This is a genomic window from Pseudomonas gozinkensis (assembly GCF_014863585.1).
Lineage (GTDB): Bacteria > Pseudomonadota > Gammaproteobacteria > Pseudomonadales > Pseudomonadaceae > Aquipseudomonas > Aquipseudomonas gozinkensis.
This window is the reverse complement of record NZ_CP062253.1, coordinates 5,519,001-5,532,500: the sequence shown is the minus strand read 5'-3', so window position 1 is coordinate 5,532,500 and position 13,500 is coordinate 5,519,001. Positions and strand designations below refer to the sequence as shown.

Sequence of the window (13,500 nt, the reverse complement as noted above, 5' to 3'; positions counted from 1 at the left end):
TACGGGTATCACGTAAGTGATGCGGTAGAGGAGCGTTCTGTAAGCCTGTGAAGGTGAGTTGAGAAGCTTGCTGGAGGTATCAGAAGTGCGAATGCTGACATGAGTAACGACAATGGGTGTGAAAAACACCCACGCCGAAAGACCAAGGTTTCCTGCGCAACGTTAATCGACGCAGGGTTAGTCGGTCCCTAAGGCGAGGCTGAAAAGCGTAGTCGATGGAAAACAGGTTAATATTCCTGTACTTCTGGTTATTGCGATGGAGGGACGGAGAAGGCTAGGCCAGCTTGGCGTTGGTTGTCCAAGTTTAAGGTGGTAGGCTGAAATCTTAGGTAAATCCGGGGTTTCAAGGCCGAGAGCTGATGACGAGTTGCCTTTAGGCGACGAAGTGGTTGATGCCATGCTTCCAAGAAAAGCTTCTAAGCTTCAGATAACCAGGAACCGTACCCCAAACCGACACAGGTGGTTGGGTAGAGAATACCAAGGCGCTTGAGAGAACTCGGGTGAAGGAACTAGGCAAAATGGCACCGTAACTTCGGGAGAAGGTGCGCCGGTGAGGGTGAAGCACTTGCTGCGTAAGCCCACGCCGGTCGAAGATACCAGGCCGCTGCGACTGTTTATTAAAAACACAGCACTCTGCAAACACGAAAGTGGACGTATAGGGTGTGACGCCTGCCCGGTGCCGGAAGGTTAATTGATGGGGTTAGCTAACGCGAAGCTCTTGATCGAAGCCCCGGTAAACGGCGGCCGTAACTATAACGGTCCTAAGGTAGCGAAATTCCTTGTCGGGTAAGTTCCGACCTGCACGAATGGCGTAACGATGGCGGCGCTGTCTCCACCCGAGACTCAGTGAAATTGAAATCGCTGTGAAGATGCAGTGTATCCGCGGCTAGACGGAAAGACCCCGTGAACCTTTACTATAGCTTTGCACTGGACTTTGAATTTGCTTGTGTAGGATAGGTGGGAGGCTTTGAAGCGTGGACGCCAGTTCGCGTGGAGCCATCCTTGAAATACCACCCTGGCAACTTTGAGGTTCTAACTCAGGTCCGTTATCCGGATCGAGGACAGTGTATGGTGGGTAGTTTGACTGGGGCGGTCTCCTCCTAAAGAGTAACGGAGGAGTACGAAGGTGCGCTCAGACCGGTCGGAAATCGGTCGTAGAGTATAAAGGCAAAAGCGCGCTTGACTGCGAGACAGACACGTCGAGCAGGTACGAAAGTAGGTCTTAGTGATCCGGTGGTTCTGTATGGAAGGGCCATCGCTCAACGGATAAAAGGTACTCCGGGGATAACAGGCTGATACCGCCCAAGAGTTCATATCGACGGCGGTGTTTGGCACCTCGATGTCGGCTCATCACATCCTGGGGCTGAAGCCGGTCCCAAGGGTATGGCTGTTCGCCATTTAAAGTGGTACGCGAGCTGGGTTTAGAACGTCGTGAGACAGTTCGGTCCCTATCTGCCGTGGACGTTTGAGATTTGAGAGGGGCTGCTCCTAGTACGAGAGGACCGGAGTGGACGAACCTCTGGTGTTCCGGTTGTCACGCCAGTGGCATTGCCGGGTAGCTATGTTCGGGAAAGATAACCGCTGAAAGCATCTAAGCGGGAAACTTGCCTCAAGATGAGATCTCACTGGAACCTTGAGTTCCCTGAAGGGCCGTCGAAGACTACGACGTTGATAGGTTGGGTGTGTAAGCGCTGTGAGGCGTTGAGCTAACCAATACTAATTGCCCGTGAGGCTTGACCATATAACACCCAAGCAATCTGTAGACTCGAAAGAGACCAGGTTGCGGTGTGTGAAGACGAAGATGAACCGAAAGTTCGACGCTCACAAAACACCGAAAACTATCGCATACCCAATTTGCTGAAGCGAGGCCATCTGGTCACGAGTCAGTACCCGAATTTCTTGACGACCATAGAGCGTTGGAACCACCTGATCCCATCCCGAACTCAGAAGTGAAACGATGCATCGCCGATGGTAGTGTGGGGTTTCCCCATGTGAGAGTAGGTCATCGTCAAGATTAAATTCCGAAACCCCAATTGCGAAAGCAGTTGGGGTTTTGTTTTGCCCGCAGGAAAGTTTTTGCTCGCGGCAACGAACAAATTTGCACAGTTATTTTCGAATCAGAACACTAGAATAGATCCCAACCTTTTCGGAGCCAGAGCCCTTATGTCAGATTCGGTTGACGCCCCCGGGCTGTCAGATTTACCGCTGGATGACTTGGTGGCCTGTCATGAGTGCGATCTTCTGATGCGCAAGCCCAAGCTTGCTCACGGAGAAAAAGCACTCTGCCCACGCTGCGGTTACGAACTGTACGCTCACCGTCATAACGTGGTGCAGCGCAGTCTCGCCCTGGTCATTGCCGCGCTGTTGCTCTACGTGCCGGCGAACTTTTTACCCATCATGCAGCTCAATGTTCTCGGGCAATCGTCGCAGGACACGGTCTGGAGCGGTGTGATCGGTCTGTTCAACACCGATATGCGCGGTGTTTCGGTCGTCGTATTCCTTTGCAGCATGGCTGTTCCACTGCTGAAACTGCTGTGTCAGTTGATCGTGTTGCTGACCATCCGTTTCAACATCGGGCGCAGTTATGGCCTGTTGCTCTACCGCATTTATCACCACCTCAAAGACTGGGGCATGCTCGAGGTCTACCTCATGGGCGTCCTGGTCGCGATCGTCAAACTGGCGGACATGGCGGCTATCACCGTGGGCCTCGGTCTGGCGTGTTTCATCGGTTTGTTATTGGTTCAGGTCTGGCTTGAAGTGGTGATGTCACCGCACCAGATCTGGCAGGCGTTATCAGGAGAAGATGCCCATGCGGGCGATTGATGCAGGCATTCTGATCTGTACCGAATGCCACGAACTGAACAGGCAGGATGCCGACAGCGATGTGCAGACCTGCACTCGATGCGGTGCGCTGGTTCACGCCCGGCGACCCAATAGCCTCGCGCGAACCTGGGCGCTGCTGATCACGGCCGCGATTATCTACATCCCGGCCAATGTACTGCCGATCATGACCGTCAGCTCGCTGGGTCAGGGTGACCCGAGCACGATCATGTCCGGCGTCATCCAGTTGGTGCAGCACGGCATGATTCCAATCGCCGCCGTGGTGTTCATCGCCAGCATTCTGGTGCCGACGTTCAAACTGGTGGGCATCGCGCTGCTGCTGTTTTCGGTACAGCGTCGCCAACCGTTGTCCGCACGTCAGCGAATCTGGATGTACCGCTTCATCGAGTTCATCGGCCGCTGGTCGATGCTCGATATTTTCGTGATCGCCATTCTGGTGGCGGTCGTCAACTTCGGCCGGCTTGCCAGTGTCGAAGCCAATCTTGGCGCCATCGCCTTCGCCAGTGTGGTGATTCTGACGATGCTCGCCGCTGTCACTTTCGATCCCCGACTGATTTGGGATAACACGGAGTCGGACGCCGACCATGACTGATTTGCCCGTAGCGAAAACCCGACCGGCTTCGAACTGGTCTGCCATCTGGGTACTGCCCCTGATCGCCCTGATTATCGGCGGCTGGCTCGGCTGGCGTGCCTATACCGAAACCGGCATCGAGATTCAGGTGCGTTTTGAAAGCGGCGAAGGCATTCAGGCCAACAAGACCGAAGTGGTCTACAAAGGCATGCCGGTCGGCAAGGTGAAAGCCCTCAAGCTTGATGATGAAGGCAACTCCAAAGGGGTCATCGCGACCATCGAGATGAACAAGGATGTCGATCAGTACCTGAAGACCAGCACCCGTTTCTGGCTGGTCAAGCCGAGCGTGACGCTGGCCGGGATCACTGGCCTGGAAACCCTGGTATCGGGTAACTATGTCGCCATCAGCCCCGGTGAAGGCGAGCCTACCCGCAAGTTCAAGGCCTTGGCCGAAGAGCCGCCGCTATCGGACTCCAAACCCGGCCTGCACCTGACGATCAAGGCTGATCGCCTCGGTTCGCTGAACCGCGGCAGCCCGGTGTTCTACAAACAGATCAAAGTCGGTCAGATCAAAAGTTACGTGCTGTCGGAAGACCAGAGTACCGTTGAACTCAAGGTGTTCATTGAACCAACCTACGCCAAACTGGTGCGCAAACACACACGGTTCTGGAACGCCAGCGGCATCAGCATCGACGCCAACCTGTCCGGTGTGAAAGTGCGCAGCGAGTCCCTGGCCAGCATCGTTGCCGGCGGTATCGCCTTCGCCACCCCGGAGAATCGCAAAGACAGTCCGCCCACCGATCCAAGCCTGCCGTTCCGTCTCTATGAAGACTTCGATGCGGCCGCCGCCGGCATCCGGGTGAAGGTCAAACTCAGTGACTTCGAGGGCCTGCAAGCCGGGCGCACCCCGGTGATGTACAAGGGCATTCAGGTCGGTAACCTGAAAGCGTTGAAAATCGATCCGGACCTGTCCAGCGCAACCGCTGAGCTGACCCTCGATCCGCTGGCCGAAGACTATCTGGTCACCGGCACGCAATTCTGGGTGGTCAAACCTTCGATTTCCCTGGCCGGCATCACCGGTCTGGAAGCGTTGGTAAAAGGGAACTACATCGCCGTACGTCCGGGCGACAAGGGTGGTGCGCCACAACGTGAATTCGAGGCCCGGCCAAAAGCGCCGCCGCTGGATTTGCGCGCACCCGGCCTGCACCTGGTGCTGTTCACCGACACCCTTGGCTCGATCGATGTCGGCAGCCCGATCCTCTACAAGCAGGTCAAGGTCGGTTCGGTGCAGAGCTATCAGTTCTCCAAGACCCGCAAGCAACTGGTGATCGGCGTCCACATCGAGAAGGAATACGAAAACCTGGTCAACGCCTCGACCCGATTCTGGAACGTCAGCGGCGTCACGTTGACCGGTGGTTTGACCGGCGGCATTCAGATCAAGAGTGAATCGTTGCAGACGCTGATGGCTGGCGGCATCGCCTTCGAAACGCCGCAAGCCAAGGCACCGCTGCAAAAGCGCATTCCGCGTTTCCGTCTGTTCGCCAATCATGATGAAGCGAATCAGAAAGGCGCCGTCGTCACCATCAAGGTTGATCGCGCGGACGGTCTGCGCAGCGGCACCCCGGTTCGCTTCAAAGGCCTGGACGTCGGCAAGATCGAAAGTGTCGACCTGACCGATGATCTGCAATCGGTGATCCTCACCGCGCGCATCACCGAAGTCCCGGAGAAGATCGCCCGGGTCGGCAGTCAGTTCTGGGTGGTCAAACCGGAATTGGGGCTGATCAAGACCTCGAATCTGGAAACTCTGGTCACTGGCCAGTACATCGAAGTGCAACCGGCGGCCAAGAACCTCGGCCCGCAGAAGAACTTCGTGGCCCTGGCCAATGCGCCGGAAGTCACCAAGCAAGAAGCGGGCTTGAGTCTGGTATTGAGCGCCGCCCGTCGCGGTTCGCTGAAGCCGGGTGTGCCGGTGACCTATCGCGAGATCACCGTAGGCAAAGTCACCGGTTACGAACTGGGCCAGACAGCGGATCGCGTATTGGTGCACATCCTGATCGAGCCGAAATACGCGCCACTGGTGCGCAGCGGCAGTCGCTTCTGGAACACCAGCGGCGTCGGTTTCGACATCGGCCTGTTCAAAGGCGTGACCGTACGCACGGAGTCTTTGGAGACTGTGATTCAGGGCGGTATCGCCTTCGCCACACCGGACGGCGAGAAGATGGGCAACCAGGCCCGCGCCGAACAAACCTTCCCACTGTTCGACAAGTTCGAAGACGAGTGGTTGAACTGGGCACCGAAAATCCCCCTCGGCAAATAATCCGGGAAATATGGCGCGTCGTTGAGGACGCCTTCGCGGGCAAGCCCGCTCCCACAGGTTTTTGTGTTGAATACAAATTTGTGTAAGACATCAATCCCTGTGGGAGCGGGCTTGCCCGCGAAGAGGTCCTGTCATTCAGCACAAAATTCCAAGACATTAAAAAGGGCCGCGATCCAATGGATCGCGGCCCTTTTTTGTGCCCGTCAGATACGCATCAAACCGCATCCAGCTCCGGCTCGTCTGCTTCGACACTGACGGTGGCCTTCACCACATCGTGGCGACGGATGTACTTCCAGTCTGCCTCATCGATGTAGATCCCGGCCGGGCCGCTGCCGCCTTCCAGGTCGATGGCGACACTGGCGCAGACCTGCGGCTTCACACTCGCCAGAATCGGCACGAAGCCCAGTTGCAGGCTGGTTTCCAGCAATGCGGCCTGGTTCTTCTCGTCGATGTCCGCCGCCTCGTCGAGGTAGTACGGCAGGCGCACGCGACCGGCCAGGTCGCGGTCCATCAAGTGCAGCAACAAGTACATGTTGGTCAGCGCCTTGATGGTCATTGTGGTGCCGTTGGACGCCGCGCCATCGATGTCGGTGTGGATCACCGGCTGGCCGTTGACCTTGGTGATCTCGAACGCCAGTTCGAACAAGTCCTTGAGGCCGAGCTGGTTGTGGTTTGCCGCCACCAGCCGCGCCAGGTATTCCTTGGCCTCTTCGTTCTTGTTGTCCTGCTCGGCGCTCTGGCTCAGGTCGAACACCGACAGGGTTTCGCCTTCTTCGTACTGACCGGCGCTGTGGATGATCTGGTCGATGTGTTTGAGCGCTTCCTTGTTCGGCGCCAGAACGATGCGGAAGCTCTGCAGGTTGGACACCTGACGCTTGTTGATCTCGCGGTTGAACAACGCCAGTTGGTGCTCGAGGCTGTCATAGTCGCTGCGGATGTTGCGCAGGGTCCGCGCGATATCGGTCACGGCTGCGCGACGGGCCTTGCCGAGGGTCAGGGCTTCGTCGGTGCGGTGGGCGTAAGCGTTGATCAGCAACGACAGACGGCGCTCCATGTCGTCTTCACTGTCGAACTTGGCCACGCCCTTGAGGCGAACTTGTGCGTACAGTGCTTCGATCTGGCCATCGGCACGCAGCAGGCCTTGCCAGCTGTCCTGATAGTCGTTGAGCAGCGGCAGCAGGTTGTCCATCGAATCGTCGACCGGATCCATGAACGGCGTACCGAACGGCAGGTCCGCCGGCAACAGCTGACGGCGACGCAGGGCATCGTCGAGGGTGCGTTGCTTGGCTTCCATGTCGGCGATCTGTCGGCCGACCAGTTGCAGCTTGGCTGACAGTTGCTGGACGCGCTCGGTGAACGCATCGCTGGAACGCTTGAGTTCGTCCTGTGCGGCTTCCATCTGCGCCAGTTGCTCGAGCTTGTCGCCTTCTTCGGCGCTCAGGGTCTGGGTGCGGCGGAAGTCTTCCAGCGCCTTTTGCGCATCCAGCACCTGCTGGTACAGCGCTTCGGTCTGGGTCTTGCTCGCGGCACGGTCGGAGGCAACAGCTTGTTGGGTCTTGAGTTGCTTGAGCTCTTTTTCCAGACGCTCTTTCTGGTCGCGCAACGCGGCACGGTCGGCCAGCGCTTGCAGGGCCGGCGGCTCGATGTGCGAGATGTCGATCGACAGGCCCGGCACTTCGAAGCGCTCGCCCTTGAAGCCGTCAAGGATCAGCTCGACCGATTTCACCCATTCGCCATCGTCGTCCAGGGTGATGCCGTGTTCGCCCAGCGGCAGGCTGAACAGCGCGCTGTTGAACAGACGCATGAGGCGCTCGACGTCCTGTTGCGAGAACTCTTCGCGCAGGCGGGCGTAGCTGTTGTTGTCGGCGTGATCGAGTTGCTGTTTCACCGACTTCAGGCGTTTTTCCAGATCGCGAAGACGTTCTTCGAGATCCTCGGCACTGAACTGACGGGACTGCGCCAGCGCACCGGCCAGTTCGTCGTGAGCATCCTTGGCCGCCAGCAGTTGCTGCTCCAGGACCTTGACGTCATCGACCAGCGCGAAGCGGTTCTTCAGCACCGACAACTCTCCGAGCCAGCGCTGGATGCCGGAGATTTCCCGCTCCAGACGCATCAGTTCCTGAGTGCCGCCACGCTGATCGTTTTGCAGATCGTCCTGCTCGCGACGGTAGTGTTCGGCCTGAATGGTCAGTTCTTCCTTGCGCGCCGTGGCGTAGTCCGACCAGGTGCCGAGCAACGAGTCGAGCAGCGGTGACAGGCGATGCAGTTTGCCGCGCAGCACATCGCGTTGTTTCACACCGTTGGACAAGGCTTCGACCAACGGGCCGGCAGCCACCAGCGAGTTGTAGTCCTGTTCCATGCGACGCACGTCGCGGAAGGCTTCTTCGCACGCGGCGATGTAATCGACGCTACCGGAGCGCAGGCTGTGCTCGAAGGCATCGAGGAACAGCTGCTTGAGCTTGGCTGCGGTGATTTCGCGCATGTGCAGCAGGTTGATGAACAGCGCGCGGAAAGTCTTCAGGCTCTGCTCGCTGGTGGAGCGCAGCGGGATCAGGGTCAGATCCAGCGGGATCGACGTGTGACCGCCAACCAGCAAACGACGCAGCTCATCGGGCTTGAGTTCGTAGGCTTTCAGGCCTTCTTTCTCGAGGTTGCTGAACAGTTCTTTCTGACGCAGGCAGGTGTCGTTCTTTTGGTAATGGGCGAGATCGAGCTTGCCGGCATAGGCAAAGAACTGGTGACCGAAACCGCCGCCCGGGCCGCGACCGACCACGCCGATCACGTGCGGACCGTGGGGCAGGTTCACTTCGACGAGGATGTAGCTGGTGTCGGAGGCAAAGTAGAAACGCCGGGATTGCTCCAGGCTGTACTTGCCGAAACTCATGTCCGACATGCGCGCCAGGATCGGGAACTGCAAGGCGTTGATCGAGGCGGATTTGCCGAGGTTGTTCGCGCCGTAGACCGACAGCGGTTCTTCCAGCGGGAACAGGCCGAGGCTGTAACCGGCGGTGTTCAAAAGGGCAAAGCGGCGGATGCCGTAGCGTTCCTGGCTCATGCGTCGGACTCCTGTTCTTCGGCAATGGCGCGGGCCAGTGCGTCTTCTTCGCTTTCTTCATCAAATTCGGAAAGATCGAGCGGATCGTCGGTTTCCAGAAATTTGGCTTCGGCGGCTTCGTCGATCAGCACCGGTGCCGGCAGCGGCAGAACGCTGTGCACGCTGGCCGCCAGATCGCGGTCTTGCTGCACCGACAGGCAGACGTCGAGGAAACGGTGCATCGGCGGCAGGAAACGGTACACGCCGTTTTCTTCGCTGGCGAAACCGAGCTGGGTCATGCGGCGCATGATTTTTTCTTCCAGCTCTTCAACCGTCTGCACTTCGGCCTGGATGAACAGGTCGCGGTACTTTTCCAGCAGCGACGGCAGTTCTTCGCGGCCGAGGCTGCCGCCATCGAGGACGGCGATCGGATCGCGGCCCTGATCGGCCAGATGCTCGACGAGGATGAAGGTGAACAGCGCCAGACGCTGAGCAGTCTTGTTCACCGCCGCTGCGGCCATGTCCGGCACGAAGTAATAGAAACCACGGGTGTCGCAGACCAGTTCGAAGCCCAGTGCCTTGAACAGCGTGCGGTACTGGTCCTGGAAATTCGACAGTTGCGCGTACAGCTCCGGGTCGCGGCGGCTGACGTGGTAACCCTTGAACAGCTCGCGAAAGATCGGCGCCAGCTGAGACAGTTCGGATAGATCAAGATGCATTGGGGATGCTCGCAGAATCCTCGGCGGCGGTGTCGCCGGCCGAGAGCAGGGCGAAGGAGCGCAGGCTGACCTGATGCTCGTGAGTGTGGTATTCGCGGCGTTCCAGACGCTCGCGCTTGAAGCGTTTTTCCCGCGACAGGCGCGAGAACCAGTAAAGCAATTCGTCGGTCGCGCCGTCCGGCTCCTGCTCCAGCAGCCAGGTCATCAGGTCCGGCATCGGCAGGGATTCTTCGCAGCGGTCGACCATCTCGCGCACGGTGCGCGGTGCGCGCGGGGCATCGCCGGTCTTTTGCGACTTGTGCGCCTTGGGGAAGCGTGCCGGTTTCGGCTCGAAACGGGCCAGGGCGTAAACGTAGGCTTCGACCTGACTGGCGCTGCCGAGGAAGGTGCTTTGCGGCCGTGTGAAGAGCGGCATTGCAGCTTGCGGCACGGCGTCGATGCCTTTGCGACGGATCGCGGCCAGCGCCAGTGCAGCGCCACGGGTCACGGCGTTGTGTCGGCGGGCTTCTTCACGCAGCGGCAGCAGCAGCTCGCGGGCGTGACGCAGGGTCAGCTGGGCGCTGGTCTGCATTTCGAGGATGCGCGCGTGGGTGCGCAGCAGCATGTCGTCATCGACCAGATGGCCGAGGCGTTGCTGTTCGCTGAGCATCTTCAGCAGCACGGTTTCGACCTTGCGCACGCCTTGCTCGAAGGCGCCGTCGGCGTTCACCAGATCGATCATCGGCTCGACGTATTCGTCCCAGGTCGCCAGTACTTCGGCGTAACGCTGGCGCAGCGGAATCTGCCGGTCGCTGGTCTTGGCCCGTTCAGCCACGGCCACCAACGCCTGTTCGTCGTTGTCGAGTTTCTTCAGAACGTCCCGTACGCGCATGTCGAGCAGGCGCAATTGGCGCGCCAGATCATTGCCGTCACGGACATCGAACGCGTCCTGGATGTAACCGGCCAGACGCTCGAGGTGCCGCAGATAGGCTTCGATCTCCAGGCACAGGCCCAGACGGTGTTCCCGACGCAGGTAGGCGAGGAAGTCGTGGATCTGCGCATTGAGCTCGAAACGGTTCGGGCTTTTCGCCACGGGAACCAGAATGTCGAGGCGGATCCACACGTCGAGCAGGCTGGTGATGTCCTGCGGCGTGCTGTCCAGTTGTTGGGCGGCCAGTTGCGTGCGCAGTTCGTTGAGGCTCAGGGTGCCCTGGTCGAAGTGCTCGCACAGTGGCTCCAGAAGTGCCCAGTGTTCAGCGAGGGCGCGCAAGACGCGCTTGGGTTCGATCATCGGAATGGCCGGCTGGTTGGCGATTAAAAGCCGCGATTGTACTGCATCACGAAGGATGCGATTCACTCTCGGGACGGGCTGTCGCTTTTCTTTGCGTCAAGGTATCGGTCAAGACTATCGATCAACAGCGCGCGATCTTGAGCGAAGGGCGGTAGAATCAGCGCACTTCAGTTATCCACAAGTGGCCGACCCTTGCTAATCGAGTCCCGCCGCCGCGCCTATTTGAACGCCATGCAGGTGGTCAACTGGCTGCCGCGCACCGAATTGCCCTTTGCCGCGCCGTCGCGGCCCGAGCTGCTGGACATGTCCGAGCCCGAGATTGCCGCGCCGGCGATCCCGGCAGCCCCGGCCGAAGCGCCTGTGCAGCCGGCCGCGCGTCCGGTCGAGCGGCCGAAGATCGAGGTTCCGCGACCTTCGCTGGCCAGCACCCGCACGGCTGCCAAACCGGTGGAAGAGGTCGATGAAACGCCGGTCGTCGCCAGACCGGCACCGGTGCCGCCACCGCGTTTTGCCCTGCAATTGCTGCGCGCCGGCCGTTGCCTGCTGCTGGTGGAGTTACCCACAGGCGAAGCCTTCCAGTCCCGCGATCCTGCTTATCTGTTGCTCAAGGACATGCTGCGTGCCGCCGGTCTGCCGGACGCGCCGCAGATTGTCGGTGAGCCGGTGCGCTGGCCATGGCTGAACCGCGGCACGATGGATCAGGGCCCGGAAGCGGCCCGGGATTTCGTCCAGGGTTTTCTGTCGGTGCAGATGGAAGCGGCGCCGTGCGCCTGTCTGTGGCTGATCGGCCTGCCGGCAGTGCGCTTTGCCGGGGAAGCGGATGCCGAAGCCTTCAACCAAGAGTTGCAAATCGAGGGCCTTGGTTCGGCGTGGGCCGTGCCGGGGCTGGAATTGTTGATGGAAGAGCCACAGCGCAAGGCCGCCGTGTGGCAAGCCATGCGTCGGCTGATGGCGCGCTGGAAAGAATCGAATGAGTGACGCTGTATCGTTTCGCCCGATGACCGAGGCGGATCTGGACGCTGTGCTGAAGATTGAGTTCGCCGCGTACAGCCATCCGTGGACCCGCGGGATTTTTCTCGACGGCCTGGGCAAGTACCAGATCTGGCTGATGTTCGAAGGCGAGCAACAGGTAGGACACGGGGTGGTGCAGATCATTCTCGATGAGGCGCACCTGCTCAACATTACGGTCAAGCCGGAAAATCAGGGGCGCGGGCTCGGGCTGACCTTGCTCGAATACCTGATGTCCCGCGCCTACGCCGCTGATGCCCGGGAATGTTTCCTGGAAGTGCGCGACAGCAACACGTCGGCCTTTCGCCTGTACGAGCGCTATGGCTTCAACGAGATCGGCCGGCGCAGGGATTACTACCCGGCGGTCGGCGGGCGTGAAGATGCCGTGGTCATGGCCTGCACGCTCGTCGACTGATCCTTTTTAAAAGCTTCGGGAGCAAGCCCGCTCCCACAGGTTTTAGTGTCGTATACATAATTTGAGTACGGCCCGGATCCCTGTGGGAGCGGGCTTGCCCGCGATGGCGTCCTGTCAGGCAATACAAATCAGCGCTTGCGATCCAGCGGATCGCGGCGCGCCAGTTCCGCTTCATCCAGCCCGTTGCCGCCGCCGATGTCGTCCTCGTCGACTACGCTCAAATCCCAATCGGCCTGATTGCCTTCGCCAAACTCATGGGCATCACGGGCACCGTCCTCGCGGATCAGGGTTTCCGGGCTCAGGTCATCGTCGGTGGGCTCATGATCGGCGGTCGATGCCCCGGTGAAACCGGCTTCACGCACACGGTCACGGGGCATCAACTGTTCACGCTCGCGCTCGGGCAGTTCGTCGCCGATCTTCGCACTGGGCTGTTCGTCGTCAAAGTCCAGCTCATGCACCGAACCCATACGGTCTTCGTTATCATCGATGGGCTCCGGTTGCACCGCATCGTACGGACGTCGTGAATCAGTCATGGCAATTCCTCATACTGTGGGCCTTACTGAGGTGGACTCACCGGGCGCACGAGAAATTCCAACGAAATCACCTGCAATACTTTGGTGACCCCGACGGGCGGTCGACTGTCATACCAGCGCATCTTTCTTGAGGCCTTACAGCATGCATGACTTACAAGACCTGATTGATAACAACGAGCGTTGGGCTGACGCGATCACCAAGGAAGACCCGGATTTCTTCGCCAAGCTGGCCCGTCAGCAGACGCCTGAATATCTGTGGATCGGCTGCTCCGATGCACGGGTGCCGGCCAACGAAATCGTCGGCATGCTGCCGGGCGATCTGTTCGTTCACCGCAACGTCGCCAACGTGGTGCTGCACACCGACCTCAACTGCCTGTCGGTGATCCAGTACGCGGTGGACGTGCTCAAGGTCAAACACATTCTGGTCACCGGCCACTACGGCTGCGGCGGTGTGCGGGCGTCGATGCAGGATCGCCAGTTCGGCCTGATCGACGGCTGGCTGCGTTCGATCCGCGACCTGTACTACGAAAAACGTGAAGAACTGGCCAAGCTGCCGACCGAAGAAGAACAGGTCGACCGTCTATGCGAGCTCAACGTGATCCAGCAGGTGGCCAACGTCGCTCACACCAGCATCATCCAGAACGCCTGGCATCGCGGGCAGAGCCTGTCGATCCACGGCTGCATCTACGGCATCAAGGATGGTCGCTGGAAAAGCCTGAACACCACGATCAGCGGTTTCGAGCAACTGCCGCCGCAGTACCGTTTGCGTCCGGTCGGTGCGCCTTGATCGGT

The 13,500-nt window shown here is 59.4% G+C and carries 10 protein-coding genes and 2 rRNA genes (1 of these 12 cut by a window edge); 8 read left to right on the top strand and 4 right to left on the bottom strand.

Annotated elements, in window-relative coordinates; translation table 11 throughout:
• The 5 genes from IHQ43_RS24605 to IHQ43_RS24585 form a co-directional block, all read left to right on the top strand.
• Positions 1–1,741 (top strand): 23S ribosomal RNA (locus tag IHQ43_RS24605); it begins 1,150 nt to the left of the window's first position.
• A 157-nt stretch (positions 1,742–1,898) separates the two neighbouring features.
• Positions 1,899–2,014 (top strand): 5S ribosomal RNA (gene rrf / locus IHQ43_RS24600).
• A 149-nt stretch (positions 2,015–2,163) separates the two neighbouring features.
• A complete protein-coding gene (locus IHQ43_RS24595) occupies positions 2,164–2,823 on the top strand; it encodes a paraquat-inducible protein A (RefSeq protein WP_192562408.1) in 660 nt (219 codons plus the stop codon).
• Positions 2,810–3,433, top strand: coding sequence for a paraquat-inducible protein A (locus IHQ43_RS24590; RefSeq protein WP_011335949.1), 624 nt, complete (start codon positions 2,810–2,812; stop codon positions 3,431–3,433). Before IHQ43_RS24595 ends, IHQ43_RS24590 begins: the two co-directional genes overlap by 14 nt.
• Positions 3,426–5,729: a PqiB family protein gene (locus IHQ43_RS24585; protein ID WP_192562407.1), complete on the top strand. Its 2,304-nt coding sequence runs from the start codon at positions 3,426–3,428 to the stop codon at positions 5,727–5,729. Before IHQ43_RS24590 ends, IHQ43_RS24585 begins: the two co-directional genes overlap by 8 nt.
• A gap of 214 nt (positions 5,730–5,943) precedes the next feature.
• Here IHQ43_RS24585 and mksF read toward each other — a convergent pair whose 3' ends face one another.
• Genes mksF through mksB form a run of 3 tightly spaced genes read right to left on the bottom strand, consistent with a single transcriptional unit; the run spans position 5,944 to position 10,752 of the window.
• Complete coding sequence (gene mksF, locus IHQ43_RS24580; protein WP_192562406.1) at positions 5,944–8,784, bottom strand: Mks condensin complex protein MksF; 2,841 nt, start codon at positions 8,782–8,784, stop codon at positions 5,944–5,946.
• Entirely contained in the window at positions 8,781–9,482 is a 702-nt protein-coding gene (gene mksE / locus IHQ43_RS24575; protein WP_192562405.1) for an Mks condensin complex protein MksE, read from the bottom strand. The genes mksF and mksE overlap by 4 nt, the downstream gene beginning before the upstream one ends.
• Positions 9,472–10,752: an Mks condensin complex protein MksB gene (mksB, locus tag IHQ43_RS24570; protein ID WP_162803847.1), complete on the bottom strand. Its 1,281-nt coding sequence runs from the start codon at positions 10,750–10,752 to the stop codon at positions 9,472–9,474. The genes mksE and mksB overlap by 11 nt, the downstream gene beginning before the upstream one ends.
• A 231-nt stretch (positions 10,753–10,983) precedes the next feature.
• Between mksB and IHQ43_RS24565 the strand changes: the two genes are divergently transcribed.
• Positions 10,984–11,730, top strand: coding sequence for an energy transducer TonB (locus tag IHQ43_RS24565; protein WP_192565056.1), 747 nt, complete (start codon positions 10,984–10,986; stop codon positions 11,728–11,730).
• Positions 11,723–12,175, top strand: a complete 453-nt coding sequence (rimI, locus tag IHQ43_RS24560; RefSeq protein ID WP_007951758.1) for a ribosomal protein S18-alanine N-acetyltransferase — start codon at positions 11,723–11,725, stop codon at positions 12,173–12,175. The genes IHQ43_RS24565 and rimI overlap by 8 nt, the downstream gene beginning before the upstream one ends.
• A gap of 128 nt (positions 12,176–12,303) precedes the next feature.
• On the opposite strand, the gene IHQ43_RS24555 is transcribed toward rimI, so the two are convergent.
• Positions 12,304–12,708 carry a serine kinase/phosphatase gene (locus IHQ43_RS24555; protein ID WP_192562404.1) on the bottom strand — a complete coding sequence of 135 codons (405 nt, stop codon included), beginning with the start codon at positions 12,706–12,708 and terminating at the stop codon, positions 12,304–12,306.
• 142 nt (positions 12,709–12,850) lie between these two features.
• On the opposite strand from IHQ43_RS24555, the gene can reads away from it, so the two are divergent.
• Entirely contained in the window at positions 12,851–13,495 is a 645-nt protein-coding gene (gene can / locus IHQ43_RS24550) for a carbonate dehydratase (RefSeq protein WP_007951756.1), read from the top strand.
• The last annotated feature ends 5 nt before the right edge of the window (positions 13,496–13,500 follow it).